The 25569-nt window shown below is 60.9% G+C and carries 29 protein-coding genes and 1 pseudogene; 11 read left to right on the forward strand and 19 right to left on the reverse strand.

Annotation, left to right across the window (positions count from 1 at the left end):
• Positions 1–12: 12 nt before the first annotated feature.
• The 8 genes from C9990_RS15015 to C9990_RS15050 all read right to left on the reverse strand — a co-directional run bounded on the left by C9990_RS15015 (position 13) and on the right by C9990_RS15050 (position 8352).
• A complete protein-coding gene (locus C9990_RS15015; protein WP_106803777.1) occupies positions 13–717 on the reverse strand; it encodes a YoaK family protein in 705 nt (234 codons plus the stop codon).
• 69 nt (positions 718–786) lie between these two features.
• Complete coding sequence (locus tag C9990_RS15020) at positions 787–2409, reverse strand: ATP-binding cassette domain-containing protein (RefSeq protein ID WP_106805661.1); 1623 nt, start codon at positions 2407–2409, stop codon at positions 787–789.
• Between the two features lie 124 nt (positions 2410–2533).
• Positions 2534–3583, reverse strand: coding sequence for a DNA topoisomerase IB (locus C9990_RS15025; protein ID WP_065905461.1), 1050 nt, complete (start codon positions 3581–3583; stop codon positions 2534–2536).
• Between the two features lie 78 nt (positions 3584–3661).
• Complete coding sequence (gene modC, locus C9990_RS15030; protein WP_065905460.1) at positions 3662–4741, reverse strand: molybdenum ABC transporter ATP-binding protein; 1080 nt, start codon at positions 4739–4741, stop codon at positions 3662–3664.
• 5 nt (positions 4742–4746) lie between these two features.
• Positions 4747–5427 (reverse strand): molybdate ABC transporter permease subunit, encoded by a 681-nt coding sequence (modB, locus tag C9990_RS15035; protein ID WP_065905459.1) that lies wholly within the window; start codon positions 5425–5427, stop codon positions 4747–4749.
• A complete protein-coding gene (gene modA / locus C9990_RS15040) occupies positions 5428–6186 on the reverse strand; it encodes a molybdate ABC transporter substrate-binding protein (protein ID WP_065905458.1) in 759 nt (252 codons plus the stop codon).
• A 119-nt stretch (positions 6187–6305) separates the two neighbouring features.
• Positions 6306–7364 (reverse strand): nitronate monooxygenase family protein, encoded by a 1059-nt coding sequence (locus tag C9990_RS15045; protein ID WP_106803778.1) that lies wholly within the window; start codon positions 7362–7364, stop codon positions 6306–6308.
• Between the two features lie 109 nt (positions 7365–7473).
• On the reverse strand, positions 7474–8352 hold the full coding sequence (locus C9990_RS15050) for an alpha/beta fold hydrolase (RefSeq protein ID WP_106803779.1): 879 nt from the start codon (positions 8350–8352) through the stop codon (positions 7474–7476).
• 174 nt (positions 8353–8526) lie between these two features.
• Here C9990_RS15050 and C9990_RS15055 point away from each other — a divergent pair, with 174 nt between their 5' ends.
• On the forward strand, positions 8527–9117 hold the full coding sequence (locus tag C9990_RS15055) for an ABATE domain-containing protein (protein WP_106803780.1): 591 nt from the start codon (positions 8527–8529) through the stop codon (positions 9115–9117).
• Here C9990_RS15055 and ada read toward each other — a convergent pair.
• From ada to C9990_RS15070, 4 genes are all read right to left on the reverse strand, one after another.
• Complete coding sequence (gene ada / locus C9990_RS15060; protein ID WP_106803781.1) at positions 9114–10160, reverse strand: bifunctional DNA-binding transcriptional regulator/O6-methylguanine-DNA methyltransferase Ada; 1047 nt, start codon at positions 10158–10160, stop codon at positions 9114–9116. The two genes, C9990_RS15055 and ada, sit on opposite strands and share 4 nt — an antisense overlap.
• 75 nt (positions 10161–10235) lie before the next feature.
• Positions 10236–10901, reverse strand: a complete 666-nt coding sequence (gene alkB / locus C9990_RS15065; RefSeq protein ID WP_106803782.1) for a DNA oxidative demethylase AlkB — start codon at positions 10899–10901, stop codon at positions 10236–10238.
• A 3-nt stretch (positions 10902–10904) separates the two neighbouring features.
• A complete protein-coding gene (locus tag C9990_RS32485; protein WP_098467678.1) occupies positions 10905–11072 on the reverse strand; it encodes a hypothetical protein in 168 nt (55 codons plus the stop codon).
• Between the two features lie 25 nt (positions 11073–11097).
• Complete coding sequence (locus tag C9990_RS15070; protein WP_065905452.1) at positions 11098–11400, reverse strand: DUF1883 domain-containing protein; 303 nt, start codon at positions 11398–11400, stop codon at positions 11098–11100.
• Between the two features lie 212 nt (positions 11401–11612).
• On the opposite strand from C9990_RS15070, the gene C9990_RS15075 reads away from it, so the two are divergent.
• From C9990_RS15075 to C9990_RS15090, 4 genes are all read left to right on the forward strand, one after another.
• A complete protein-coding gene (locus C9990_RS15075; RefSeq protein ID WP_065905451.1) occupies positions 11613–11963 on the forward strand; it encodes a hypothetical protein in 351 nt (116 codons plus the stop codon).
• Positions 11964–12126: 163 nt separating this feature from the next.
• Positions 12127–12774: a c-type cytochrome gene (locus C9990_RS15080; protein WP_106803783.1), complete on the forward strand. Its 648-nt coding sequence runs from the start codon at positions 12127–12129 to the stop codon at positions 12772–12774.
• Positions 12771–13685: a c-type cytochrome gene (locus C9990_RS15085; RefSeq protein ID WP_106803784.1), complete on the forward strand. Its 915-nt coding sequence runs from the start codon at positions 12771–12773 to the stop codon at positions 13683–13685. Before C9990_RS15080 ends, C9990_RS15085 begins: the two co-directional genes overlap by 4 nt.
• Before the next feature lie 78 nt (positions 13686–13763).
• Positions 13764–13994, forward strand: a complete 231-nt coding sequence (locus C9990_RS15090) for a hypothetical protein (RefSeq protein ID WP_065905448.1) — start codon at positions 13764–13766, stop codon at positions 13992–13994.
• Positions 13995–14005: 11 nt separating this feature from the next.
• On the opposite strand, the gene C9990_RS15095 is transcribed toward C9990_RS15090, so the two are convergent.
• Positions 14006–14287 (reverse strand): hypothetical protein, encoded by a 282-nt coding sequence (locus C9990_RS15095; RefSeq protein ID WP_065905447.1) that lies wholly within the window; start codon positions 14285–14287, stop codon positions 14006–14008.
• A 144-nt stretch (positions 14288–14431) separates the two neighbouring features.
• Positions 14432–14617 (reverse strand): hypothetical protein, encoded by a 186-nt coding sequence (locus C9990_RS15100; RefSeq protein WP_016969599.1) that lies wholly within the window; start codon positions 14615–14617, stop codon positions 14432–14434.
• A gap of 309 nt (positions 14618–14926) precedes the next feature.
• Here C9990_RS15100 and galU point away from each other — a divergent pair, with 309 nt between their 5' ends.
• Both galU and gorA read left to right on the forward strand, forming a co-directional pair.
• Entirely contained in the window at positions 14927–15766 is an 840-nt protein-coding gene (gene galU / locus C9990_RS15105) for a UTP--glucose-1-phosphate uridylyltransferase GalU (RefSeq protein ID WP_003173830.1), read from the forward strand.
• 105 nt (positions 15767–15871) lie between these two features.
• Positions 15872–17230 carry a glutathione-disulfide reductase gene (gene gorA / locus C9990_RS15110; RefSeq protein WP_106803785.1) on the forward strand — a complete coding sequence of 453 codons (1359 nt, stop codon included), beginning with the start codon at positions 15872–15874 and terminating at the stop codon, positions 17228–17230.
• Here gorA and C9990_RS15115 read toward each other — a convergent pair whose 3' ends face one another.
• A complete protein-coding gene (locus C9990_RS15115; protein ID WP_065905445.1) occupies positions 17231–18238 on the reverse strand; it encodes a DNA-binding protein in 1008 nt (335 codons plus the stop codon).
• A 170-nt stretch (positions 18239–18408) separates the two neighbouring features.
• Here C9990_RS15115 and C9990_RS15120 point away from each other — a divergent pair, with 170 nt between their 5' ends.
• From C9990_RS15120 to ahpF, 3 genes are all read left to right on the forward strand, one after another.
• Positions 18409–19341 (forward strand): site-specific integrase, encoded by a 933-nt coding sequence (locus C9990_RS15120; protein WP_106803786.1) that lies wholly within the window; start codon positions 18409–18411, stop codon positions 19339–19341.
• A 133-nt stretch (positions 19342–19474) separates the two neighbouring features.
• Positions 19475–20038: an alkyl hydroperoxide reductase subunit C gene (gene ahpC / locus C9990_RS15125; RefSeq protein ID WP_010210361.1), complete on the forward strand. Its 564-nt coding sequence runs from the start codon at positions 19475–19477 to the stop codon at positions 20036–20038.
• A 127-nt stretch (positions 20039–20165) separates the two neighbouring features.
• Entirely contained in the window at positions 20166–21731 is a 1566-nt protein-coding gene (gene ahpF / locus C9990_RS15130; protein ID WP_065905443.1) for an alkyl hydroperoxide reductase subunit F, read from the forward strand.
• Between the two features lie 62 nt (positions 21732–21793).
• Here ahpF and gloA read toward each other — a convergent pair whose 3' ends face one another.
• A complete protein-coding gene (gene gloA, locus C9990_RS15135; protein WP_106803787.1) occupies positions 21794–22315 on the reverse strand; it encodes a lactoylglutathione lyase in 522 nt (173 codons plus the stop codon).
• Between the two features lie 202 nt (positions 22316–22517).
• On the opposite strand from gloA, the gene C9990_RS15140 reads away from it, so the two are divergent.
• Positions 22518–23054 carry a DUF4946 domain-containing protein gene (locus C9990_RS15140; RefSeq protein ID WP_106803788.1) on the forward strand — a complete coding sequence of 179 codons (537 nt, stop codon included), beginning with the start codon at positions 22518–22520 and terminating at the stop codon, positions 23052–23054.
• A 111-nt stretch (positions 23055–23165) separates the two neighbouring features.
• On the opposite strand, the gene C9990_RS15145 is transcribed toward C9990_RS15140, so the two are convergent.
• From C9990_RS15145 to C9990_RS32775, 3 genes and pseudogenes are all read right to left on the reverse strand, one after another.
• Positions 23166–23531, reverse strand: a complete 366-nt coding sequence (locus tag C9990_RS15145; protein WP_106803789.1) for a histone-like nucleoid-structuring protein, MvaT/MvaU family — start codon at positions 23529–23531, stop codon at positions 23166–23168.
• Positions 23532–23729: 198 nt separating this feature from the next.
• Positions 23730–25271, reverse strand: coding sequence for an EAL domain-containing protein (locus C9990_RS15150; protein ID WP_065905434.1), 1542 nt, complete (start codon positions 25269–25271; stop codon positions 23730–23732).
• Positions 25272–25315: 44 nt separating this feature from the next.
• Positions 25316–25509 (reverse strand): annotated as a pseudogene (locus C9990_RS32775) (LysR family transcriptional regulator); the annotation flags it as partial.
• Positions 25510–25569 lie beyond the last annotated feature (60 nt).

The raw sequence follows: 25569 nt of genomic DNA on the forward strand, positions 1-25569 counted from the left end.
TCCTTTCAACCCTTAGCGCGGCATAAAACCCAGGTGCCAGCGACGGGGAATCTTCAGCGACACCAACCCCAGCACCCCCGCCAATGCGCCGCTGACCCACAGCGCCCGCAGGCCCAGCTGTTGTTCCAGCAGCGCGCCAATCACCGCTCCGATAAACATCCCCGCCCATGGAATCAGTTGCACCCGCCAGCCGTTGCGGCGTTCGCCGAGCATCCAGCGACCCAGCCCACGCCCGAAGCGTGACAGCGCTCCGGTGACGTAGGTGAGACCCACCGGCAAGCCGTTGACCTCTTCCACTGCCGCATTGAGCATGCCCATCGCGATGATCGCCGCCAGCAGCGCGGGCAACGTGTCGGCGAAGGGCAGCAGCGCGCCGCCGCAGAGCAAGGTTGCAATGCACAACAGCAAAGGCAAGGCATGCCGCCGGCTGAGGCGGCTGACCACTACGCCCAAGGCGTTGCCCACCACGAATGTCGCAACCAGCAACAGCAGGTGTGCGGTCAAGCCGAGATCGCCGGCACTGATCGCCACCGCCAGGCGCGTGGTGTTGCCGCTCATGAACGACACAAAGTCACCGCTGGCCATGAAGCCGATGGCGTCGGTCATGCCCGCCAGCACCGACAGGCTGGCCACCAGCATCAGGCCGACGCGACCCCGCCAGCGCTGTTGATGGGCGAGTGCGGCATTGGCGAAGGGCTTGCGCGGCGAAGGCAGCATGGGGCCGGGTTCCTCGGTGAGATTATCCGGCCACTACCGTAGGACGCTTTGCGGCGCCATGCAATGACCTCAGACACTCTCCAGGCGCCACCCCTCCGGCTGCCAGCGTAAATGATGCGTCGGCCGAATCGCCTGCACGAACGCCGGGTCATGCGAGACCACCAGCATCGCCCCGTCGAACCCCTGCAGTGCCTGCTCGAAGGCGAGCACCGATTCCAGGTCAAGGTGGTTGGTAGGCTCGTCGAGCAACAGCAGTTGCGCGGGCGTTGCTCGCCACAGGGCAATTGCCATCGCGGCCTTCAAGCGCTCGCCGCCGCTGAGTTGGCCGGCCGGCTGGGTGACCCGTAATGCATCCAGTTGCAGCAAGGCCAGGCGCGTGCGCAACTGGGCTTCGGCCAAGGGGGTGTCGAGCAGGTTGAGTTGGTCGATGATCGAGCATTGGTCGTCGAGCAGCGCCAGATGCTGGTCGATGTAGGCGCTGGGTACCGGCACTGAACATTCTCCCCTGACCGGCTGCCACAGGCCTGCCAGCACTTTGAGCAAAGTGGATTTTCCACAGCCGTTCGGCCCTTGCACCGCCACGCGCACCGGCCCGATCAAATCGAGTGTCAGCGGCGGCTGTGCCAGCCAGGGTAATTGAACCTCGGCCAAGGCAATCACACGGCGGCCATTGGGTACTGCCGAGCCGGGCAAGGCCAGCAGGGTCGGTGTTTCGTCCTCGACGCGCGCGTAGGCCTCGCGCACCTGATCATCCAGCTCGCTTTTGTGCGCGTGATGCGCGCTGCGCACGGTACTGACGATTTCGGTGGCGGCGCCTTTCCAGCGCGCCTTGGTAAAGCGGTCGACATTGGCCGTCTCGGCATGTTTGCGCGAGCGCGCGGCATTGCGCTGCAGGCTGTCATGATCCTTTTGCAGGCGCCGGCGTTCGCGGCTGCGCTGCAGGCGCGCGTGTTCCAGCGCGGCGATGGCGGCGTGCTGCTCGGTGTCGCGCTGCAGGCGATAGGCAGCATAGTTGCCGCCATACACCTGGGTACCGAGCGGCGACAGCTCAATGATGCGCCCGAGGGTGTTGAGCAATTGCCGATCATGGCTGACCACCACCAGGCCGCCGCGCCATGCCTGCAGCACCTGCAACAGCCAGGTGCGGCCGTCGCCGTCGAGATGATTGGTAGGTTCATCGAGTACCAGCAGTTGCGGTTCCGCGAGCATCGCACCGATCACCGCGACCCGCGCCAGCTGGCCGCCACTGAGCTGATCGGCGCGCGTGTCAAAACCAAGCGCGGCCAGGCCTGCGGCGTCCAGGGCGGTGCGCAGACGTTCGGCCAGGTCCCACCGATCATCGATCACCTCAAGATCATCGACCCGCGCCACGCCCGCCGCCATACGCGCCAGGGCCGCAAGGGGCTCGGCGGTGCCGGTGATAGCGGCGACGGTTTGCCCCGCATTCACCACCACGGCCTGCGGCACGTAAGCCACGCGAGCCGAACAGTCGAGCGAACCGGAGGAGGGCGGCAATACCCCGGCGATCAATTGCGCGAGGATGCTTTTGCCGCGGCCATTGCGCCCGACGATCCCCGTGGGGGTGTGATCGATGGACAGGGACAGGTCGTGCAGCAAGGTTTCGCCATTGGCGAATTGGAAGCTCAGGTGTTGCAGTGAAACCAGGACGGGCAGCCGGTTGACGTCAGTCATCAGCACCTCCAAAAAAATGTCGGACAGGCCAACAAGCACGCCAGGCGGCTCGTTGCAGATACATTTTGGAAGGCTTAGTGGTTCACGTCGGCGGTCATCCCGGGCGTCAGAAGGGAGGCAAAGCCTAACCTGCCTTGGCTTTTTCTGGCAAGTCGGCGCTCAGTTTCTCCAGGAACATGGCCAGCGCAACTTCCTCGGCTTTCAAACCTTTGCGCAGGCGCGGCTTGGGCAGGCGGGACAGTTCACCCAGGCTGAAATGCTCCAGCACGGCCGGGTGGATATAGCACTTGCGGCACACGGCCGGGGTGTTGCCGAGCTGCTTGGCGACATCCTTGACCATCGCCACCACATGCCGTTTGGCGTCGGATTCCGGCTGCCATTCCAACTCGCGCAGCACTGCCAGCGCCATCGCGGTACCGGCCCAAGTGCGGTAATCCTTGGCGGTGAAATCGGCGCCGGTGAGGCTGTGCAGGTACGCGTTGACGTCATGCGAGCTGACCGTGTGGCGCTCGCCGTCCTCGTCCAGGTATTGGAACAGGTTCTGTCCCGGCAACTCCAGGCAGCGCTTGACCACTGTGGCCAGGCGCCGGTCCTTGACGCTGACCTGGTGCTCCACGCCGCTCTTGCCGCGAAACTGGAACTGGATCTCACTGCCTTTGATGTCGACATGGCGGTTGCGCAGGGTGGTCAGGCCGTAGGATTTGTTGTCCCGCGCGTACTGGGTATTGCCGACGCGGATCAAGGTCGCATCCAGCAGCATCACCACGGTAGCCAGGACCTTCTCGCGGGTGAAACCGGGCTCGGCCAATTGCGCTTCGAGTTGCTTGCGCAGTTTGGGCAGGGCGTTGCCGAATTCCTGCAGGCGTGAATATTTGTCGGTGTCACGCACTTCGCGCCAGCGCGTGTGGTAGCGGTATTGCTTGCGTCCACGCGCGTCGCGCCCGGTGGCCTGCAGATGGCCGCGCGGGTCGGCGCAGATCCACACGTCGGTGTAGGCCGGGGGCACCGCCAGGGCGTTCAGGCGCTTGATCTCGTCGGCATCCTGGATGCGTTCGCCCTTGGCATCGAAATACTGGAACTTGCCGCGCAGGCGCTTGCGGCGGATGCCGGGTTGGGTGTCATCAACGTAATGCAGGTCGCGGGGCAGGTCGGCGGGCAGCGCGGAGTCGGGCATGGTGCAGGTTCCTTGGCAACAGATCAGGCCGGTATTCCTGATTGACCGCAGCCGTTTGCGGTCGTGCCAAAAGGTTTTTTACGCGAGCACCGCCACCGCCTTGATCTGTGCCCATAGCCGCTGGCCCGGGTGCAGTTGCAGCTGATCGCGAGAGAATCGCGTGATCCGTGCGAGCAGCGGCGTGCCATCGGCTTCCAGGCGCACCAGCACGTGGGCACTGTTGTCTGCCGGGATTTCCTGGGTGACCGTCACCGGCAGGCGATTGAGGATGCTGCTGGCTTCCTCGGCTTGCAGGCTGAGGCTCACATCCCGCGCCTGCACCTTGACCCGCAACGCCTTGCCCAGCGCCAGCGGCGCATGCGCCACGCGCAGGTGCTGGGCACTATCCGGCAGTTGCAGCGTGAGCAATTGGTAATGATCGTCGTAGGCGCTGACGCTGCCGTTGATGACCACGCCGGCGTCGTCGCCCAGCGCCATCGGCAGGTCGAGACGCGCCAGGGTTTCGCCAATCGGGCCGCTCGCCAGGGCCTTGCCGTCGCTGAGCAGCACGATGTGATCGGCCAGGCGCGCGACTTCATCCTGGGCATGGCTGACGTACAGCACCGGGATGTCCAGTTCATCGTGCAGGCGTTCCAGGTACGGCAGGATCTCGCCTTTGCGCTTGCTGTCGAGCGCGGCCAGCGGTTCGTCCATCAACAGCAGGCTTGGGCTGGTCAGCAATGCACGGGCGATGCCGATGCGCTGGCGTTCACCGCCGGACAAGTGCTGGGGATGGCGATCCAGTAGATGGCTGATCCCGAGCAATTCGCTGGCCTGGGCCATATCGACCCGCCGCTGCGCGCGCGGGATGCGCTTGAGGCCAAACTCCAGGTTCGCCCGGACCGACAAATGCGCAAACAGGCTCGCCTCCTGGAACACGTAGCCAAGGGCCCGTTTGTGCGGCGGCACGAACAGCCCGGTGCGGCTGTCCTGCCAGACTTCATCGTTGATCTGCACAAAGCCCTCTTCGGCACGCTCCAGCCCGGCGATACAGCGCAGGCAGGTGGTCTTGCCGGAGCCGGAGTGCCCGTACAACGCCGTCACGCCGCGTCCGGGCAAATGCAGGTCCACGTCCAGCGCAAAGCCTGCGTATTTCACATTGAGGCGCACATCAATCATCGGTATCAGCTCCAGCCCATCTTGGATTTACGGCTGGAGTAGAGCGCCAGCAACACGAGGAACGCGAACACCACCATGGAGCCGGCCAGCCAGTGGGCCTGGGCATATTCCATGGCTTCGACATGGTCGTAGATCTGCACCGAGACCACGCGGGTCTTGTCGGGGATATTGCCGCCGATCATCAGCACCACGCCGAATTCGCCGACGGTATGCGCGAAGCCGAGGATGGACGCGGTGATAAACCCCGGGCGTGCCAGAGGCAGGATCACGGTAAAGAAGGTATCCCACGGGTTGGCGCGCAAGGTCGCGGCCACTTCCAGCGGGCGTGTGCCGATGGCGGAGAAGGCGTTCTGCAACGGCTGCACCACAAACGGCATGGAATAGATCACCGAGCCAATCACCAGCCCGGCGAAACTGAAGGTTAGGGTACCCAGGCCCAGCCATTGGGTGAACTGGCCGAAGTAGCCATGGGGGCCCATCGTCAACAGCAGGTAGAACCCAATCACCGTCGGTGGCAGCACCAACGGCAAGGCCACGACTGCACCAATGGGGCCGCGCCACCAGGAGCGGGTGCGCGACAACCACAGGGCAATCGGAGTGCCGATGACCAGCAGGATCACGGTGGTCAGTGACGCCAGTTTGATGGTCAGCCAGATAGCGGAAAAATCGGCACTCGACAGCGGCATTTACTGGGCCAGCTCGTAGCCGTAGGACTTGATCACCGCAGCGGCTTTCGGGCCCTTGAGGTACTCGACCAGGGCTTTGGCAGCGGCGCTGTCCTTGCCTTTGTTGAGGATCACTGCGTCTTGCTTGATCGGGTCATGCAGGGACGCCGGGACGATCCAGGCCGAACCGCTGGTGACTTTGCCGTCCTTGTAGATCTGCGACAGTGCGACGAAACCCAGCTCGGCATTGCCGGTGGAGACAAACTGATACGCCTGGGTAATGTTCTGGCCTTCGACGATCTTGTCCTTGACCTTGTCGGTCAGGCCTTCTTTGGCCAGCACTTGGGTCGCGGCAAGGCCGTAAGGTGCAGCTTTCGGGTTGGCGATGGACAGGTGCTTGAATTGGTTTTTCTTCAGCACTTCGCCCTTGGCGTCTACGTAACCTTCCTTGGCCGACCACAATGCCAGGGTGCCCACGGCGTAGGTAAAGCGCGAGCCTTTGACGGTGTCGCCTTCGGTTTCAAGTTTTTGCGGGGTAGTGTCGTCGGCACTCAGGAACACTTCGAACGGCGCGCCGTTCTTGATCTGGGTGTAGAACTGCCCAGTGGCGCCGTAGGCTGCGACCAGCTTGTGGCCGGTGTCTTTTTCGAAATCGGCGGCAATCGCCTGGATCGGTGCGGTGAAGTTGGCGGCAACGGCCACCTGGACTTCATCGGCGTGGGCCGAACCGAAGGCGAGGGCGGCGACCAGCATGGCCAGGCGTGAGGCGTGAATCTTCATGAAGCAGCTCCTTGAGGATTGTACGGCTTGTTATAGGGAGAAGGCTTAACCGCTATGTATGGGAATATATAGCGGTTGGCCATTGCCGGTACAGTGCAAAGTTGCTTCAGCTGCTGCCGCTAGTTGAGCTTGGCCAGGGCCTGTTCGGCCAGTTCGCGGGTCAGTTCGTATGTGGGGGTTTCCTTGCCCAGGCGTAATGCCTGGCCCGCCCACAGGTTGCTGAACCCGGCTTCGTCCTTGGCCTTGAGCGGGATCAACGCGCCGCCGGACGTGGGAAATGCCGGCGCTGCCGGGTTGATCGCCCCCAATTCACGCATCACGCGGTTGACGATGCCTCGCGCCGGGCGGCCGGTGAAGAGGTTGGTCAATGCGGTTTCGCTGGCCTGGGCAGTGCGCAATGCATGGTGGTGGGAGGCGTTGACGTTGGCTTCAGGGGTGAACAGGTAGGCGGTGCCAATCTGGACGGCCGAAGCACCGAGGGCAAATGCCGCGACAATCCCGCGCGCATCCCCAATCCCTCCGGCGGCAATCACCGGCACGCTGACGGCGTCGACGATTTGCGGCAGCAGGGCGAACAGCCCGATCTGGGTATTGAGGTCGTCGCTGAGAAACAACCCACGATGGCCGCCGGCCTCGATGCCCATGGCGATGATGGCGTCGCAGCCGTGCTGTTCCAGCCAGATCGCTTCTTCAACCGTGGTGGCAGACGACAGCACTTTCGCGCCGGTGGCTTTTACCCGGTCCAGCAGAGATTTTTCCGGCAAGCCGAAGTGAAAACTCACCACCTCGGGGCGAAACGCTTCGACCACCTGGCACGCGGCTTCGTTGAACGGCTCACGGTTGGACACCGGTGTCGGCGCATCGAAATCGGCGCCCAGTTCGCGGTAGTAGGGTTCCAGCAGCGCTTTCCAGCGCTTGTCACGGGCGGCGTCGGCCGGGGCCGGCTGGTGGCAGAAGAAATTCACGTTGAGGGCGCGCGTACTGGCTTGGCGGATAGTGCTCAGAGCCTCGCGCAGTTGCTCGATGCTCAGCGCCGCAGCGGGCATCGAGCCCAGTGCGCCGGCGTTGCTGGCGGCAATCACCATGGCGGTGGTGGTAGCTCCCGCCATCGGGGCCTGGATGATGGGTACGTCGATGCCCAGCAGGTCGAGAATGCGCGTGTCTGGCCAGGTGCTCATGGGGTGCGTCTCCAGCGATAGTGAGGCTTTGCGCTGTTTTAGCAGGGCCCTTGGCACCCGGCCAGTCTGTTTTATTCACTGGACGAAGCGGGCGTTTCGTGGTGCGCCATCAGTTGATGGCATCCCCCAGCACGGCATGGATACGCTCGGCGATATGGCTGGCATGGGTTTCCAGGGCAAAGTGGCCGGTATCCAGCAGTTCGACTACCGCGTTCGGGTTGTCGGTTTTATACGCGTGGGCGCCAGGCGGGATGAAGAACGGATCGTTCTGGCCCCAGATCACCAGCGTGGGGACTTGAGTGGCCCTGAAGAACGCCTGGAAGTCCGGGTACAGCGTGAGGTTGTTGCGGTAGTCGAGGAACAGGTCCAGCTGGATTTCGTCATTGCCGGGACGCTGCATCAGCAACACGTCGAGCATGTAGGACTCGGGGGCAACCCATTCCGGGTGGTCTACACCGTGCAGGTATTGGTAGCGCGTGCCTTCCAGGCTGATTACCGCATTGCGAATCACCTCGCGATTAGCCTGGCTCGGCTCGGCCCAGTAAGCCTGGATCGGAGCCCAGGCAGCACCCAGGCCTTGCAGGTACGCGTTGCCATTTTGCGAGACCAGCGCGCTGACCCGCCCTGGGTGCGCGACTGCCAGGCGCAGGCCGACCGGTGCGCCGTAATCGAAGACGTACAGCGCGTAGCGGCTCAACGCCAACGCATCGACAAAATGCCCCACGGCAGTCGCGAGGTTGTCGAAGCTGTAGACGTACTCGCGTTCATCCGGCACCTCGGTGAAGCCGAAGCCGGGGAGGTCCGGCGCGATCACCCGATAGCGGCTGGCGAGCAGTGGGATCAGGTTGCGGTACATATGCGACGAGCTGGGAAAACCGTGCAACAGCAGGATCACCGGGGCGCCAGGGTCGCCGGCTTCGCGGTAGAACATGCGTACGCCATCGACGTCGACGTGATGGTAGTGAACAACGGGGGCATGCGTGGTCATGGTAAGTACGCCTATTGTAACTTGATAAAGTTGATATACGGGTTACCGCGTTAAAAAGCTGCGCTTAAAAATGTAACCTGTCAAATTCTTTTATCAGGTTAGCTATTTTTCGTGAGTAACTATCCTGGCGAGCCAATAGCGGTTACCATTCCAGCGCTCTCAAGAGGATCGACCATGGCCATTTCCCCACCCCCTGCCGTCCCGCTGGAACCCTACGTGCTCGCCGATGACCCGGTGCTGGACATGCTCAACACGCGCGCCAATGTCGATGGCCAGCCTTTCGAGTTCTGGCAACACGATGCGGATGTCGAGCGCTGGCTGGTGCGTCTGGGATGGGCCGAGGAGGGGCGCGTGCCGACGTTTGAGCACGGGGATTTGCTCGCGGCGGCCTTGAAGTTGCGTGAAGTGGTTCGGCTGTTACTCGAACAGCGCAAGGCCGGTACGCAAGGCGACCCCGAGCCCCTCAACGGTTTCCTGCGCAAGGCCGTGAGCCATCCGCAATTGGCGTGGCCGGCGCCCGGTGAACTGCGGCTGGAGCGTCAGCGCAAACTGCAAACCGCTGAACAATTTCTCGCACCGATTGCCGAGGCGGCTGCGGGTTTGCTGGTGGGTGGGGATTTCAACCTGATCCGTACCTGCGAACATCCGGAATGCGTGCTGTGGTTTTACGATCGCACCAAAGCCCACAAGCGCCGCTGGTGCAGCATGGCGTTGTGTGGCAATCGGCATAAGGTTGCGCAGTTTCGCAAGCGCCAGTCGCTCTAGACTTCGCTTTCGCGCGCGAGCAACTGGCGTTTACGCTCGACGCCCCAGCGGTAGCCCGACACATCGCCATTGCTGCGCACCACGCGATGGCAGGGGATCGCCACCGCCAGGCTGTTGGCCCCGCAGGCCTGGGCCACGGCACGAAATGACTTGGGCGCGCCGATACGCTCGGCGATCTGCGCATAGCTGGCCGTGCTGCCCACCGGAATCTCGCGCAGGGCTTGCCAGACCCGTTCCTGAAACGCCGTGCCGCGCAGGTCCAGCGGTAAGTCCAGGCCCAGCGCGGGTGCCTCGATAAACCCGACCACCCGGGCGATCAGTTGCTCGAAACGGCGGTCGGCGCCGACCAGGTTGGCCTTGGGGAATTGATCCTGCAGGTCACGCACCAGTGCGTCCGGATCATCTCCGAGCAGAATGGCGCATACGCCGCGCGTGCTTTGCGCCACTAGGATGGCGCCCAGCGAGCATTGGCCGACGGCGAACAGGATCTCGCTGTTGGTGCCGCCGGCCTTGTAGTCGCTGGGCTTCATACCGAGCAACCGGTTGGCCGACTCGTAAAAGCGGCTGTTGGAATTGAAGCCTGCGTCGTACAGCGCGTCCGTCACCGAATGCTGGCCCTTGAGCCCATCGCGCACTTTGCGTGAGCGGTGGGCGCTGGCGTAGCCCTTGGGGGTCAGGCCGGTCACGCTTTTGAACACGCGGTGGAAATGAAAAGCGCTGAGGCCGGCCTGCGCCGCCAGCGTGTTGAGGCTGGGCGCGGTGTCGGCCGACTCGATGTGCCGGCACGCATCGGCCACCACTTGCGCGTGGTGCGCAGCCAATTGCGTCTGGTCGCCGGCCGCGCGTTTGCTCGGGCGATAACCGGCCGCCTCGGCGTGCGCGGCAGTGTCGAAGAACTCGATATTTTCCGGCCGCGGCAACCGCGAGGCGCTGCTGGGGCGGCAATACACGCCGGTGGTCTTCACGCCGTAGACGAACAGCCCATCGGCCTTCGGGTCGCGGGCGAGAATGGCAGCCCAGCGCGGGTCTTGTTCGGTAGTCATGCTCGGCACTCTTGACGGGTTCTGGCCAGATTAGCCCTGCCGCGAGAGCCTGGCACTCCGAAGCTTGCGGTCAAATCAGCCGGCGGCGCGAAAGGTCAGGTTGATGCGCTGCGGGCCCATGACCGGATGTACGCCTTCCTTGATCGGCAGCACCCCGTGAAAGCGCAGGCGATCGACGCCGCCCCAGACCACCACGTCGCCATGGAACAGCGAAATCTTCTGGGTCTTGCCGCTGCGTTCATGGCCACCAAACAGGAAAATCGCTGGCAGCCCCAGGGAGACCGACACCACCGGTTCACTGTAGCGGCGTTCGTTTTTGTCCTGGTGCAGGGACATCTTCGCGCCGGGCACATAGCGATTGATCAGGCAGGCATCCGGCCTGAAGTCGACGAAGCCAGCGTCTGCCGCGGCTTCCATGGCCAATTGGCGCAAGGTCTCCGGCATGGACGGCCAGGGCTGCTGGCTCCGCGGATCGAGGGGGGTGTAGCGGTAGCCGGTCGCGTCGGTGGTCCAGCCCAGGTCGCCGCAACTGCTCAAGGCCGCCGACATGGTGAAGCCGCCGGGCGTGACCATCTGTCGAAACGGCGATTGCGCCAGCACGCGGCGCAGCTCTGGCAGCAGTCGCTCAATCCAGGGCAGGGCGTAGCCCCTAAGGACGTAGGACTCTTCGCCGATTTGCTCGCGCCCAGCCGGTTGCTGCAGGGCGTCATCGGCGAACAGGTCGGCGGTGGGGCCGGGCATGGCTTACAGCGCCTTGCTCACATTGATGTCGGTGATTTCATCACTGGCATCGTGGATTTTGGCCAGGGCTTGTTTGGCTTCCTCCACGCTATTGGTGTGCAGTTGCGCGAATTCGAAGCGGCGTTCGCCGTTGAGTTTGTACTTGATGACGTATTTGGTAGTGGCAGTCACGATCATTTCCTGGAAAGGGTACGGGTCAGCTCAGTTTCGAGCTGGTACGGCGCACGATGCGAATCTTGTGCGACAGCGCGGGCTTCTTGGTGACGCTGATCGCGCGGCGCGTGACCACGTCGAGGGTAATGTTCCAGAACCCTGTGCTCGGTGCGGTGATCTTGGCAGGGAATTTGTCGAAGGCGCCACCGTGGTAGGTATGGCGGCCGCCATTCTTGAAGCTGCGAAAGTTCGCATCACTCATCAGACGAATATTACAAGTCTGCGAGCATTCGATGACGACAATGTCTCCCTCGTTGAGGTGCTCGCGCTGGTGGATGAATTTCATGCGGGTGTCTCCAGAAGGGCTTTTTCTGAAAAATCAGAACGATACGTAGGTTAAGATGGAGTTTATCAGCCCCAGCGCGTTTATTATCGGCCCGTGTTCGACCGCGTCGACAATTTAAAACAGTTATTTACCGAGTTATCAGGGATAAATCCTACTTGGGCGGGAGAAATTTACCATCCCCGCTGTCGTAGGGTCTTTATCGGAGGTTTTATATGAAGTGGAGTGTGTTGGTTCTGGCCTTGGCGATAGGTGGGTGTGCTTCGGTTGCAGATATCAAGCAGACGCCGCCGACATTGGCTGTCATCTCAGGGAAAAAACCGCAGGAATATGCCGCTTGTGTCGTGCGCAAACTGTCCACCACGCGCCGTCCGCCACAGATCGAGCCGCATAAGGACGGTGTCCAGGTCATCGTGCCGCAGAAGTTCTCGGCAGATCCGTCGGCCATTTTCGAGATCGAAGAGCGCTCCAGCGGCAGCAGCATCAAGCTCTACGAGAGCATGTCCAATGTGCCTATTCGTCCGGGTGACGTGAAGAAGGCTGGCGAAGAGTGCATTTCCGGCTGAAACCGGCCCTTCACCCCGCAAGTTCGAATTCGATAAAAGCCTGACCCTGCCCCTGGCAGCGTCAGGCTTTTTTTTGGGTGTTGTTCCTACGCGTTCATTCCCCTACCATTTGTAGGCTTATGCCATAAATGCCTAAGCATATAACTATAAAAATGGAGTCGTGATGATGTCATTGGAACGCATGCTGATGGGCAGCGCGCTGTTGTTGATGTTGGGCAACGCCCACGCGCTGGAGGGGAACAAGATTTTTACCGAGGGAGGATCGCAGCCGGGCGCCATGCCCTGTGTCGCCTGCCATGGCGCTGACGGGCTGGGCATGGCGGCTGCGGGCTTTCCCCGCTTGGCCGGTTTGCCGGCAGCGTACCTGCGTAAACAGCTGGAAGACTTCAAGCGCGCCAGTCGCAGTCATCCGGTGATGCAGCCGGTGGCGAAAGCCCTGACTGACGCGGAAATCGACGCGGTGAGCCAGGCCTTGGCCGCGATGCCCGCGCCTGCGCCGACCTCGGCGCAGCGCAGCGAAATGCCGAGCAACCCCACGCAGAAGCTCGCCCTGCAAGGCGCATGGGAGCGGCAGATTCCGGCCTGTGTCAGTTGTCATGGACCGGCCGGCAGCGGCGTCGGCGATGCCTTTCCGCCGTTGGCCGGCCAGCCTGCGGCCTACCTGAAGGCGCAATTGTTGGCTTGGCAGGGCGGCACCCGACACAACGATCCGAATGATCTGATGGGACACATCGCCAAATCGCTGACGGCAGACGAGGTACAGAGCGTGGCCGAGTATTTCGCGGGGCTCAGCCCGGAGGTGAAGCCATGAAGGCCTTTATGTTGCTCGGAATGCTGGTCGTGTTGCCCGCGCATGCCGCGACCATCGCCATGGAAGACCAGTCGCAACTTCAACCGGCGACCGCCCAGCCGCCAGCCGCGCCTTTCCAGCCACCCCAGGAAAACGAACTGCCTGACAACGCCTACGGCAAGCTGGTCCGGCAAGGCTACGCGTTGTTCGTCGATACCCAGCGGCTCGCGCCACAGTTTGTCGGCAACGGCCTCAATTGCAGCAATTGCCACCTCGACCAGGGACGCCTGGCCAATTCGGCGCCGCTGTGGGGGGCTTACCCGATGTACCCGGCCTATCGAAAGAAGAACGACAAGGTCAACACCTTTGCCGAGCGCTTGCAGGGCTGCTTTCAGTTCAGCATGAATGGCGGTACGCCGCCCGCAGCCGACAGCCCCGAGATCACTGCGCTGTCGGTGTACGCTTATTGGTTGGCCAGCAAGGCGCCCTTGGGCGTCGAGTTGCCGGGGCGCGGCTATCCCGACGTGGCGCAACCGGCCAAAGGTTACGACCTGGCGCAAGGCGCGCAGGTGTACAAAGGGCAGTGTGCGGTGTGTCATGGCGCCGAAGGGCAAGGGCAAAAAGTCGGTGACAGCTACGTGATGCCGCCGCTCTGGGGTAAGGATTCCTACAACTGGGGCGCGGGCATGCACCGAATCAACACGGCGGCGTCCTTCATCAAGCACAACATGCCATTGGGCAAGGGCGGCAGCCTGAGCGATCAGCAGGCGTGGGATGTGGCGGCCTACGTCAACAGCCATGAACGTCCGCAGGACCCGCGGCTGATCGAGGGTTCGGTGGAGAAAACCCGGGTGAAGTTTCATGCCAATGATGGGGTGAATCTCTACGGGCAAACCGTAGATGGCGTGCTGATCGGGCAGGGCATCCGTTAAACTATCGGCCATTCACTGCAAAAATGCCGCGCAACCCCTGGGTTTGCGCGGCATTGGTCTTTTCCTGGAAATAATCTCATGAAGCGCGAACACGTCAGGGCTCACCACGCCGAGGGTCAGATCTCGGCCACCCATGTCATCCAGAATCCCGCCGACCTGGGTGAGTGGATCGTATTCTTCAAGAAAAGCGGCGGGCGCAGTTTCTTCCTGGTCGATGATCAGGATGAAGTCGAGTCATTCGAGCGCCTGGATGACCTGATCGAGACCATTCGCGGCCTGGGCATCAAGTTCGCCGAAATCCACATGTAGGGCACGCGTGCCTACTTGCACACCACCACGACGCTGCGGCTCTTGAAGTTGCCGACATCCTTGCCCAGGGTCTTGTCGTCCTCGCTCAGCGCAGGGGTGCCTTCGGTACCGACGATGCGGTAGCCGGTGCCGGCGCAGGACGCATCAGCCTTTTCGTAGCAACTGGCCCAGGAGTTGGCCTCGCCGGAGCAGTCGATTGTCAGGCCTTGTTCACCGTTCTTCAGGTAAACGTCAGAGGTCGTGGTGCAGCCGGCCAGCGCCAGTACCGCAATCAGTGCCAGGATCTTGTTCATGTGGGTTCGTCGTCAAAGGGTGTTGGGAGGGGCGCGCTGACAGTGTCGTTGGGCGTTTTCGGCAGATTATAGCGATCTGCCACCTAGGTACAGACAATCGCAAAAAAGCCCCGTTCAACGGGGCTTCTGGTAGTGTCGCGAGCCTTACTTGCCTTTGGGGCGCTTGCTCGACGCGTGGCCAGCTTCGTCCACAAACACTTCGGCTACCGCAATCGCTTCACGCTCGGTAGCGAACGTCCCTGCGACGCTGTCTCCGTGGAAGTTGATCAAGTGCCAGCCATCTGCTCGCTGAGTGATCAAGTAGCCGTTCACGCCTTTTGGTTCTGACATCTATTAAGAATCTCGTGGTCTGGTTCAAGGGCCTAATGATAGCGCCAAATGTCGCGGGTCAGCGCAAGTTATTCTAGGTCAGTGTTACGGGTTGAAAAGCGTGCTAAAAAGGTTGCAGGCCTTGGTGACGACAAGGTGCAGGCAGTTTTTGCCGTGTTGGTGATAACGCTCTTCGTAAGATAAGCGGAACTTACGCTGACATTTTTTCTCTATGTTGACATCGCAACGCCAGCAGGACCCATTGTAAGGTGACTGCGGCCTGATTAGACTGCGCCGAATTCGTACGCACAGCCCTTTGTAAGGACCCATATGATCAAGAAATGCTTGTTCCCAGCAGCCGGTTACGGCACTCGCTTCTTGCCAGCGACCAAGGCCATGCCCAAAGAGATGCTGCCGGTGGTGAACAAGCCACTGATTCAGTACGGCGTCGAAGAGGCACTGGATGCCGGTCTGAACGAAATCTCCATCGTGACTGGCCGTGGTAAGCGCGCGCTGGAAGACCACTTCGACATCAGCTACGAGCTGGAAAACCAGATCAAGGGCACCGACAAGGAAAAATACCTGGTCGGTATCCGTAAACTGCTCGACGAGTGCTCGTTCTCCTACACCCGTCAGACCCAGATGAAAGGCCTCGGCCACGCCATCCTGACTGGCCGCCCGCTGATCGGTGACGAACCGTTCGCCGTGGTCCTGGCGGATGACCTGTGTGTCAACCTGGAAGGCGACGGTGTGCTGACCCAGATGGTCAAGCTCTACCAGAAGTACCGCTGCACCATCGTTGCAGTCATGGAAGTGAACCCGACCGAAACCAACAAGTACGGCGTTATCGCCGGCGACGACATTGGTGATGGCCTGATCCGCGTTCGCGACATGGTTGAGAAACCAGCACCGGAAGACGCGCCTTCGAACCTGGCGATCATCGGTCGTTACATCCTGACCCCGGACATCTTCAAGTTGATCGAAGAAACCGAGCCAGGCAAAGGCGGCGAGATCCAGATCACCGACGCCCTGCTCAAGCAAGCCAAAGACGGTTGCGTGATTGCCTACAAATTCAAAGGCCAGCGTTTCGACTGTGGTGGCGCTGAAGGCTACATCGAGGCGACCAACTTCTGCTACGAGCACTTCTACAAGACTGGCAAGGCTTACTGATTCACGGTTAGCGTCGCCTGTTCTAAAAAAGCCACCTTCGGGTGGCTTTTTCGTTTTTCAGCCCCATGTAAGTCGGTATGCTGATGTCCTGCCGAGGAGAGTGAAATGGCCTACGATTTTGACCTGTATGTAATTGGCGCCGGTTCCGGCGGTGTTCGCGCGGCGCGTTTTGCTGCGGGCTTTGGCGCCAAGGTGGCCGTGGCGGAAAGCCGCTACCTGGGCGGTACCTGCGTTAACGTCGGCTGCGTGCCGAAAAAACTGCTGGTCTACGGCGCGCACTTTGCCGAGGATTTCGAGCAAGCCAGCGGTTTCGGCTGGTCGCTGGGTGAGGCGAACTTTGATTGGGCGACGCTGATCGCCAACAAGGACCGCGAGATCAATCGCCTCAACGGCATTTACCGTAATCTGCTGGTCAACAGTGGCGTGACGCTGCATGAAGGGCATGCGCGCCTGGTGGATCCGCACCAGGTGGAAATCAATGGCGAGCGCTTCACCGCCAAGCACATCCTGATCGCCACCGGTGGCTGGCCGCAGATTCCGGAGATTGCGGGCCGTGAGCACGCAATCGGTTCGAATGAAGCGTTTTTCCTCAAAGAGCTGCCCAAGCGCGTGCTGGTGGTGGGCGGTGGCTACATTGCCGTCGAGTTCGCGGGGATTTTCCATGGTTTGGGTGCGCAGACCACGCTGCTGTACCGCGGTGACCTGTTCCTGCGCGGCTTCGACGGTTCGGTGCGCACGCACCTGAAGGAAGAGTTGACCAAGCGCGGCCTGGACCTGCAATTCAATGCCGACATCGAACGCATCGACAAACAGCCCGATGGCAGCCTCAAGGCCACGCTGAAAGATGGCCGTGTCCTGGAAGCTGATTGCGTGTTCTACGCCACCGGCCGCCGCCCGATGCTGGACAACCTGGGGCTGGAGAACACCGCGGTCAAGCTCGACAAGCGGGGCTTTGTCGAAGTCGACGACCTGTACCAGACCGCTGAATCATCGATCCTGGCAATCGGCGATGTGATCGGTCGCGTACAACTGACGCCGGTGGCCCTGGCCGAAGGCATGGCCGTGGCGCGGCGCTTGTTCAAGCCTGAGCAGTATCGCCCGGTGGATTACGCGATGATCCCGACGGCGGTGTTCAGCCTGCCTAACATCGGCACCGTTGGCCTGACCGAAGAGGAGGCCAGGGACAAGGGGCATAAGGTCCAGATCTTTGAAAGCCGCTTCCGTCCGATGAAGCTGACCTTGACCGATTGCCAGGAGAAAACCCTGATGAAGTTGGTGGTCGATGCCGACACCGACAAGGTGCTGGGCTGCCACATGGTCGGTCCGGATGCCGGGGAAATCGTGCAAGGCCTGGCGATCGCGCTCAAGGCGGGCGCGACCAAGCAGCATTTCGACGAGACCATCGGCGTGCATCCTACGGCGGCGGAAGAATTCGTCACCATGCGCACGCCTGTGGCCAACTGATCAGGCGTTGGGTGTTGCCTCTGGCGTCGTCGCAACGACGGCGGCCAGGCGCAACGCCTCTATCGTCGCCTGGGCCTTGATCAGGTCCAGTTCCAGGGTTTTATGGTTGTGTTGTTGTTCGGTCAGCGCGTCCTGGCGTGACTGGCTTTCCAGCACGGCTACGCGCAAACGCTCTTGCAGCAGCGTGCGCTCGCTGTCAATCAGGCTGACCTGTTCGCTCAGCGCGAGCTGTCGAGCCTGATCCTTGCGGCTTTGCTCCTGCAAGGCGCTCAGTTCCTTCGCCGTGACCCGGTGCTCGATCAATAGCCGCTCATTGTCGCGGTGCAGCTGGGTGATTTCATCCTGACGCACCATGGCGCTCTGCTGGGCCTGGCGCAATTCGGCTTGCAGTTGTTGCAGCTGGCCCTCGTGGCGGCGCTGTTCCTGTTCGCGCTGCTCCTTGATGGCGTTGCGGTAGTGCTCCAGCGCATCGCGGGCGTGCAGGTGCTTTTCTTCCAGTGAACGAATCTGTTCGTCCTTGTCATTGATGCGTAGCTCGTAATCGCTGCAGGCCTGGCTGAGCCCGGCGTTGCGGGTTTGCTCGGTCTGCAGGCTGGTGCTGGCGGTTTGCAGGGCTGCGCTTTCTTCCGCCAGGGCGGCGGCCTGGATATCAAATTGCTGCTGGAGCTGGCCTTGGGCTTCTTCAAGTGCCTCTACCTGGGCGAGCAGGGCGGTTTTCTGCTGCTCGAACTGCGCCAGGGCCAGGTCGATGGGCTCCTGGGCCTTGTCTTTCAGGCGCTGGGCCAGGCGCGCGACCAGCTCGCCAAGCTCGTCATCAATCGGCGCCTCGGTAATGGTGAGGCGGCTTTCACTGTCGTCCAGCTCCTTCAAATAGCGATGAATCGTGGTTTTCGAGCCGGTATTGCCCATTTCGATGCGTACTGCATCGATGCTGGGGTTTTCGCCACGGGCGAGGATTGCCAGGCGTGCCGTTTGAACTACTGCTTTGTTGATGCCGCCGCGAGCCATGGGGTCTCCGTCGATTTAGTACTGTGGTATGTAGTATGTATATACGTACTATAACATGAATAAAATCGCCTTTAAATTCATGATTTAACGGATGGGATATTCGCGTATTATCCCGTGTCATAGCCGTTTTGGTTGTCGACACACCCCATTGCCGTACGAATAGGCCCTGCATGAGCGATCTGGATCGTTACCTCAACGCGGCAACCCGCGATAACACGCGCCGCAGCTATCGTGCGGCGATCGAGCATTTCGAGGTGAGTTGGGGCGGGTTCCTGCCGGCCACCAGTGACAGCGTCGCGCGGTATCTGGTGGCGCATGCCGGGCTGCTGGCAGTCAACACCCTGAAGCTGCGGCTCTCGGCGTTGGCGCAATGGCACGCCAGCCAGGGGTTTCCCGACCCGACCAAGGCGCCGGTGGTGCGCAAGGTGCTCAAGGGCATCCGCGCCGTGCACCCTGCGCAGGAAAAGCAGGCTGAGCCGCTGCAGCTCCAGCAACTGGAGCAGGTGGTCGCGTCTCTCGAAGCCGAGGCTGTCCGCGCCAGCGCCGATCAGGATCAGCCGCGCCTGCTGCGCGCCAAGCGCGACACCGCGCTGATCCTGCTGGGCTTCTGGCGCGGCTTTCGCAGCGATGAGCTGTGCCGCCTGCAGATCGAACACGTACGCGCCACCCCCGGCGCGGGTATCAGCCTGTATCTGCCCCGCAGTAAAAGCGACCGCGACAACCTCGGCAAAACCTACCAGACCCCGGCGCTGCTGCGCCTGTGCCCGGTGCAGGCCTACAGCGAATGGCTCAGCGCCTCGGCCCTGGTGCGTGGTCCGGTGTTTCGCGGGATTGATCGCTGGGGCAACCTGGGCGAGGAGGGCTTGCACCCCAACAGTGTGATTCCACTATTGCGCCAGGCGCTGGAGCGCGCCGGCCTGCCTGCCGAGCAGTACACCAGCCACTCACTGCGGCGCGGCTTTGCCACGTGGGCGCATCGCAGCGGCTGGGACTTGAAGTCATTGATGAGTTACGTCGGTTGGAGCGACATGAAATCTGCCATGCGCTATGTTGAAGCGACGCCCTTTCTCGGCATGACCTTGGCGACGCAACCGCTGCTTTGAGATTTCTTCTATTAATACAGTTACCTGATAGGGAAAACCAATCGTCAGCATCAGGTTTGCCAATGAGCCAACCGCCGAGAAGGTGGGTAGGATTCACTTCATCAACTTCTTAACCCCTGACGGAGAGTCAACGATGCCTATCATCAACAGCCAAGTAAAACCGTTCAAAGCTACCGCATACAAAAACGGCAACTTCGTAGACGTGTCGGACGCTGACCTGAAAGGCAAATGGTCGGTAGTCTTCTTCTACCCAGCCGACTTCACCTTCGTTTGCCCAACCGAACTGGAAGACCTGGCTGACAACTACGCCGAATTCCAGAAACTGGGCGTCGAAATCTACAGCGTTTCCACCGACACCCACTTTGCCCACGCTGCCTGGCACAACACCTCGCCAGCCATCGGCAAAATCCAGTACACCATGATCGGCGACCCAACCCTGACCATCTCGCGCAACTTCGACGTGCTGATCGAAGAAGCTGGCCTGGCAGACCGTGGCACCTTCGTGATCAACCCAGAAGGTCAGATCAAGATCGTTGAGCTGAACGACGGTGGTGTTGGCCGTGACGCTTCCGAGCTGCTGCGCAAAATCAAGGCTGCCCAGTACGTTGCTGCCCACCCAGGCGAAGTGTGCCCAGCCAAGTGGAAAGAAGGCGAAGCCACCCTGGCTCCGTCCCTGGACCTGGTCGGCAAGATCTAAGTCTGTGAAGTATCAAGGGCGGGTTTCCGCACTTAAGTAAGCTGCATCCGCCCTCAAAACGCCCGGGCGAGATTCGCTCGGGCGTTTTTTTGTCTGCAATAAACCGAATTAATAGGAAATCGCCCGTATGTTGGACGCCAATCTTAAAGCTCAGTTGAAGTCATACCTGGAACGGGTCACCCAGCCGATCGAGATCGTCGCCTCCCTCGACGACGGTGCGAAATCCCAGGAAATGCTGGCCCTTTTGCAAGATGTAACCAGCCTCTCCACGCTGATTACCCTGATCACCGATGGCAACGATGCGCGCAAGCCTTCGTTCTCCATCAACCGCCCGGGTGCCGATATCAGCCTGCGTTTCGCCGGCATCCCCATGGGCCATGAATTCACTTCGTTGGTGCTGGCCCTGCTGCAAGTCGGTGGCCACCCGTCGAAGGCCAGTGTCGAAGTAATTGAACAGATCCGTGCGCTCAAAGGCGAGTTCAGCTTCGAGACGTACTTCTCGCTGTCGTGCCAGAACTGCCCGGACGTGGTCCAGGCGCTGAACCTGATGGCCGTACTCAACCCGAACATCCGCCACGTCGCCATCGACGGCGCGCTGTTCCAGGCTGAAGTCGACGAGCGCCAGATCATGGCGGTGCCAAGTGTCTACCTCAACGGTGTGAACTTTGGCCAGGGCCGTATGGGCCTGGAAGAAATCCTCGCCAAGCTCGACACCAGCGGCATCGAAAAGGCTGCCGAAAAAATCAGCGCCAAAGATGCCTTTGATGTGCTGGTGGTCGGCGGTGGCCCAGCCGGTTCTGCGGCGGCTATCTACGCCGCACGTAAAGGTATCCGCACCGGTGTAGCGGCGGAGCGTTTCGGCGGCCAGGTGCTGGACACCATGTCCATCGAGAACTTCATCTCGGTGCAGGAAACCGAAGGCCCGAAACTCGCCAGCGCCCTCGAGGCCCACGTGCGTCAGTACGACGTGGATATCATGAATCTGCAGCGCGCCAGCAGCCTGGTACCAGCGAAAAATGCCGGCGACCTGCACGAAATCCGTTTCGAAAGCGGTGCGACGCTGAAGTCCAAGACCGTCATCCTGGCGACCGGCGCGCGCTGGCGCGAAATGGGTGTGCCAGGCGAGCAGGAATACAAAGCCAAGGGCGTATGCTTCTGCCCGCACTGCGATGGCCCGCTGTTCAAGGGCAAGCGCGTGGCGGTGATCGGCGGCGGTAACTCCGGCGTTGAAGCGGCCATCGACCTGGCCGGTATTGTCAGCCACGTGACCTTGCTCGAGTTCGACAGCAAGCTGCGCGCCGATGCGGTTCTGCAGCGCAAGCTGTACAGCCTGCCCAACGTTGATGTGATCACCAGCGCGCTGACCAGTGAAGTCAAGGGTGACGGCCAGAAAGTGACCGGCCTGGCCTACAAGGACCGTGACAGCGGCGAGTTCAAGACCATCGACCTGGAAGGGATCTTTGTCCAGATCGGCTTGCTGCCTAACACCGACTGGCTCAAAGGCACCGTCGAGCTGTCGCCCCGTGGCGAGATCATTGTCGACGCCCGTGGCGAGACTTCACTGCCAGGCGTATTCGCCGCCGGTGACGTCACGACCGTGCCGTACAAGCAGATCGTGATTGCCGTAGGCGAGGGCGCGAAGGCTTCCCTGAGCGCTTTCGATCACCTGATCCGCACCTCCGCCCCGGCGTAAATCCGGCGCCGCAAATGAAAAACCCCATGAGCGATCATGGGGTTTTTTATTGCGTGGGGCTTTTACAGCGGCGCTGGCTGAATGATCTCGACCCAGTACGCATCCGGGTCCTTGATGAACGCCAGGCTTTTCATGCGGCCATCGCTCAGGCGTTTCTGGAAGTCGCAACCCAGGGCTTCGAAGCGCTCGCACGCGGCCACGATATCCGGCACCGAGATGCAGATATGGCCAAAACCACGCGGGTCGGTGTTGCCATTGTGGTAGGCGAAGTCGGCGTCGTTTTCGGTGCCGTGGTTATGGGTCAGTTCGAGGATGCCCGGGATCGACTTCATCCATTGGGTCCGTTGTGCGGCATCGGCCGGGATCTGGGATTTGTCGACCAGGGCCAGGAAGTACAGGCTGAATTCGGCTTCCGGGAAGTCGCGTTTCTCAACCAGGGAAAAACCCAGGACGCGGGTGTAGAAATCCAGCGACTTGGTGATGTCCTTGACCCGCAACATGGTGTGGTTGAACACAAAGTTTGCAGTGGCGGTGTCAGGTTGGGCGGTGACGCCCGGGAAGGTGTTCAATTCGTGCAGGCTCATGGGCCCTCCAGAAAAAAATGGGGCAAACGCGGCTCCAGTGAAAAGCGAGGAGCGATCCCTTGGCTTGCGGCAGGCATCCGTGCAGCCGAGCCATGATACGCAAGGCTCGGCGGTGGCGCCAAATGAAAAAGCCGCTGCAAGCCTTGCGAGCTGCGGGTGGCGGGCTCACACTTTGTCGCTTGAACCTTGGGTATTTGTCGCAATGATCGAATTTCGTAAACCGCTGTTGAGTGCCGTATGCGTGCTGTTGGCCAGCCCCGTGGTCATGGCGGCCGATCCGGAAATCCATTGGCCCAGCGGCTGGCAAGTTGAAGAAGTCGTGCCTGACGACCAGGCCCCGGCAGCGCCTGCCACGGTGTCGCGTCAACGGGCGATCAAGAACGATGAAAACGGCACGACCTTGATGGTCATGGAACTGACCGGCACCCCCATCGAGGCCGGGCATAAAGTTAATCTTCAGGGCGTATTGCTGGAAATGCGCAAATCCATCCAGAAGGACTTTGCCCAAGGTGGCTATCAAAGCGTCTGCACCAAGATGCACCCAACAACATTGAGCCGACTTGACGCGTTGGAAACTACTTGTGTGATTACCGAGAACGGACGACACGTGCTGTCACAAACATTGGTGGGCGCTGTTGATACCGATAAGGCCTATGTTTTTTCATATGCGGGGCAGGCGCAAACCTACGAAGCGAGCGAGGATGAAGTCAGTTCGGTGCGCGACAGCCTGAAACTTTAAATCGGTTATGTCGATCGATCTTGAATACGGTGAAATGTTATTTAAGTTTGCGTTCGAATCCTCCAATAAAAAAGCCCCGCATCGGCGGGGCTCTTTATGGGTAGTGCCTGATCACTTGCGCAGCCATGACTCTACAGTGGCTGCACCGTGCTCTTCTTTCCAGGCCTTGAGGCCGCGGTGGTTGCCGCCTTTGGTCTCGATCAGCTCGCCGGTGTGCGGGTTCTGGTAGACCTTGACGACGCGTGCGCGGCGCTGTTTTGGTGCGGCGGTGGCTGCAGCGCTGGTCTTGCCCAGGTTAGGGTCAAGGATGGCGATGATGTCACGCAGGCTCTTGCCGTAAGTCTTCATCAGGCCCTGGAGCTTTTCTTCGAATTCGATTTCTTTTTTCAGGCCGGCGTCGTTCTTCAGGGATTCCAGCTGGGCGAGCTGCTCTTGAAGGGCTTTTTCTGCTGCGCGAAATTCGGCGAGTCTGGACAAAATAGGTACTCCAATAGTGTTGTTGGCTGATATCAATTACAGACAAAGCTATAAGCCAAGCGCTTTAAGGCAACTCAGGAAAGACGCCTTCCTGCGAGTTCTGCACAGGCAGGAAAAATTGTAGTAGTTAATGCGCTACGAGTAAATCACGTCTTTTGTATTACTTACATTATTTCAACCTGTCTAGTACCGGGCTATTCATTGGTGGTCCAGGGATTTAATCAATTCATCGCTGGGCACAGGCTTTCCGAACAGGTAACCCTGCAGGAAATCCACGCCACGCGCCGCCAGGTATTCGCATTGCTCGACTGTTTCCACGCCTTCGGCAACGATGCCCAGATCGAGCTTGCCGGACAGTTCTATGATGCTGTCGAGAATATGCCGGGAGAGTGCATCGGCGCCGATCATGGCGACAAAACTCTGATCAATCTTCAAATAGTCCACATTGAAGTTGCGCAAGTAGCCCAGGCTGGAATGGCCCGTACCGAAGTCGTCAATGGCGATCATCACCCCCAGTTCATGCAACGCATCGAACAGGCGGCGGGTAATATCCGTGGGTTCGATCAGCTCGCGCTCGGTCAACTCCAGTACCAGGGTGACCTGGCCAACAGGAAAGGCTGCCAGAAACTCTCGGCAATCGTCCACCAGCGCCAGGTCCTGGCAGTGGCGGGCGGTAATATTCACGCCAATATGAAACCCCGGGCTGAAGCGCGCCGCGTGGGGTGCCAGTTGCGCGGCGGTCTGGCGGAGCAGGGCGCGCGTCATCGGCACAATCAGCCCGCATTCCTCGGCGAGTGGAATAAACAGGTCCGGCCGTACCAGGCCTTCCTTCGGGTGCTTCCAGCGCATCAGCACTTCACAGCCCGCCCACTCCCTTGTGTCGCCGCGTACCACGGGCTGGAAGTACGGGATGAATTCATTCGCCCCCAGCGCCCGTTGTAATTCATGGGTTGGCGCAGTCACGCGCTTTTGCAGGGCGTGCGCAAGTACGCCGGCCAACAGGCCAAAAAACACCACCAGGCTGAACATTGCAGGGTATCGGTCCTGCATATAGCGCCACACTTCACCGGCCGGCATACCGGCGTCGACACTGTAGCGATAGCGCTCGGACGCCAAGTGATGATGGGCCACGGCAAACACCGGTACCTGCGTGTTGCGCACTTTGCCGTCGGCACCCAGCCAGTTGGGCCCGACCTGCAGGATCAGATTCGCATAACGGCTGATCAGGCGCAGCGCGTTGGTCAGGTGGTAGCCGTCGATCGAGGCAAACGCGGCCTTGTCGCCCTCCACCAGGCGGTACACCAGCAAGGCCGTATCCGGCGTCACCGGGTTGCCGTTCATCAACCACAGCCGCCCATCCACGTAGTCATCCGGGTTCACCCGCGACTCGTACTGGCTGCCGAACAGCGAACTGCAATAGATGTTTTTCTGCCAGGACAATGTGGTTGCGCGCACAAACGGCCGGCGTGTGACCTGCTCGCGCAGTGCCAGCTGTGCACTGCTGTCGCACGGCTGTCCGGCGAGTGGCAGCAATTCCTGGGCGGCGAGGGCGGTGTTGTCGAGCATCAGGTCGAATTGGCGCACGGCTTCCTGCGCGGTCTGCGCGGTGCTTTTCTCAAGGGTGCGTTCGGCTTGCCAGTGCAGGATGAGCACACCCAGCAGGATGGGCAGCAGCCCGCACAGCACACTGATCGAATGGCGAGTGAAGGACTTTCGAGGGCCTGTGACAGTCAGGGGCATGAATTCCGGGCCTGTTGCGCGAGAGGGCGGTGACGGTAGGGCAGTCAGGGATGCCCGGATGATAGACGGCCCGGTTCAAATATGCTCGTCAGCCCCAGCGATTCTGCGATCTCGATAAAGGCCTGGGCGGCAGGCGAGGACTGCCGGCGGTCCAGCACCGCCAAGCCGAGACGGCGCGTCACCCGGGCGACAGGCGCCGGTATACGTAGCGCGGGTCAAGATCGCGCGGCAACGCTGCTGGGCAGTTACCTGTGCAACAAACCGCTTGCGCAGGCCAAGGCAATAGGGATTTGATGAA

Source organism: Pseudomonas sp. S5D5, from assembly GCF_003013355.1.
Classification (GTDB): Bacteria; Pseudomonadota; Gammaproteobacteria; order Pseudomonadales; family Pseudomonadaceae; genus Aquipseudomonas; species Aquipseudomonas aylmerensis.

Excerpts from the sequence above, each read along its gene's own strand:
- C9990_RS15015 (WP_106803777.1), bottom strand. The coding sequence starts at position 717 with ATGCTGCCTTCGCCGCGCAAGCCCTTCGCCAATGCCGCACTCGCCCAT.
- C9990_RS15020 (WP_106805661.1), bottom strand. The coding sequence starts at position 2,409 with ATGACTGACGTCAACCGGCTGCCCGTCCTGGTTTCACTGCAACACCTG.
- C9990_RS15025 (WP_065905461.1), bottom strand. The coding sequence starts at position 3,583 with ATGCCCGACTCCGCGCTGCCCGCCGACCTGCCCCGCGACCTGCATTAC.
- modC (WP_065905460.1), bottom strand. The coding sequence starts at position 4,741 with ATGATTGATGTGCGCCTCAATGTGAAATACGCAGGCTTTGCGCTGGAC.
- modB (WP_065905459.1), bottom strand. The coding sequence starts at position 5,427 with ATGCCGCTGTCGAGTGCCGATTTTTCCGCTATCTGGCTGACCATCAAA.
- modA (WP_065905458.1), bottom strand. The coding sequence starts at position 6,186 with ATGAAGATTCACGCCTCACGCCTGGCCATGCTGGTCGCCGCCCTCGCC.
- C9990_RS15045 (WP_106803778.1), bottom strand. The coding sequence starts at position 7,364 with ATGAGCACCTGGCCAGACACGCGCATTCTCGACCTGCTGGGCATCGAC.
- C9990_RS15050 (WP_106803779.1), bottom strand. The coding sequence starts at position 8,352 with ATGACCACGCATGCCCCCGTTGTTCACTACCATCACGTCGACGTCGAT.
- C9990_RS15055 (WP_106803780.1), top strand. The coding sequence starts at position 8,527 with ATGGCCATTTCCCCACCCCCTGCCGTCCCGCTGGAACCCTACGTGCTC.
- ada (WP_106803781.1), bottom strand. The coding sequence starts at position 10,160 with ATGACTACCGAACAAGACCCGCGCTGGGCTGCCATTCTCGCCCGCGAC.
- alkB (WP_106803782.1), bottom strand. The coding sequence starts at position 10,901 with ATGCCCGGCCCCACCGCCGACCTGTTCGCCGATGACGCCCTGCAGCAA.
- C9990_RS15070 (WP_065905452.1), bottom strand. The coding sequence starts at position 11,400 with ATGAAATTCATCCACCAGCGCGAGCACCTCAACGAGGGAGACATTGTC.
- C9990_RS15075 (WP_065905451.1), top strand. The coding sequence starts at position 11,613 with ATGAAGTGGAGTGTGTTGGTTCTGGCCTTGGCGATAGGTGGGTGTGCT.
- C9990_RS15080 (WP_106803783.1), top strand. The coding sequence starts at position 12,127 with ATGATGTCATTGGAACGCATGCTGATGGGCAGCGCGCTGTTGTTGATG.
- C9990_RS15085 (WP_106803784.1), top strand. The coding sequence starts at position 12,771 with ATGAAGGCCTTTATGTTGCTCGGAATGCTGGTCGTGTTGCCCGCGCAT.
- C9990_RS15090 (WP_065905448.1), top strand. The coding sequence starts at position 13,764 with ATGAAGCGCGAACACGTCAGGGCTCACCACGCCGAGGGTCAGATCTCG.
- C9990_RS15095 (WP_065905447.1), bottom strand. The coding sequence starts at position 14,287 with ATGAACAAGATCCTGGCACTGATTGCGGTACTGGCGCTGGCCGGCTGC.
- C9990_RS15100 (WP_016969599.1), bottom strand. The coding sequence starts at position 14,617 with ATGTCAGAACCAAAAGGCGTGAACGGCTACTTGATCACTCAGCGAGCA.
- galU (WP_003173830.1), top strand. The coding sequence starts at position 14,927 with ATGATCAAGAAATGCTTGTTCCCAGCAGCCGGTTACGGCACTCGCTTC.
- gorA (WP_106803785.1), top strand. The coding sequence starts at position 15,872 with ATGGCCTACGATTTTGACCTGTATGTAATTGGCGCCGGTTCCGGCGGT.
- C9990_RS15115 (WP_065905445.1), bottom strand. The coding sequence starts at position 18,238 with ATGGCTCGCGGCGGCATCAACAAAGCAGTAGTTCAAACGGCACGCCTG.
- C9990_RS15120 (WP_106803786.1), top strand. The coding sequence starts at position 18,409 with ATGAGCGATCTGGATCGTTACCTCAACGCGGCAACCCGCGATAACACG.
- ahpC (WP_010210361.1), top strand. The coding sequence starts at position 19,475 with ATGCCTATCATCAACAGCCAAGTAAAACCGTTCAAAGCTACCGCATAC.
- ahpF (WP_065905443.1), top strand. The coding sequence starts at position 20,166 with ATGTTGGACGCCAATCTTAAAGCTCAGTTGAAGTCATACCTGGAACGG.
- gloA (WP_106803787.1), bottom strand. The coding sequence starts at position 22,315 with ATGAGCCTGCACGAATTGAACACCTTCCCGGGCGTCACCGCCCAACCT.
- C9990_RS15140 (WP_106803788.1), top strand. The coding sequence starts at position 22,518 with ATGATCGAATTTCGTAAACCGCTGTTGAGTGCCGTATGCGTGCTGTTG.
- C9990_RS15150 (WP_065905434.1), bottom strand. The coding sequence starts at position 25,271 with ATGCCCCTGACTGTCACAGGCCCTCGAAAGTCCTTCACTCGCCATTCG.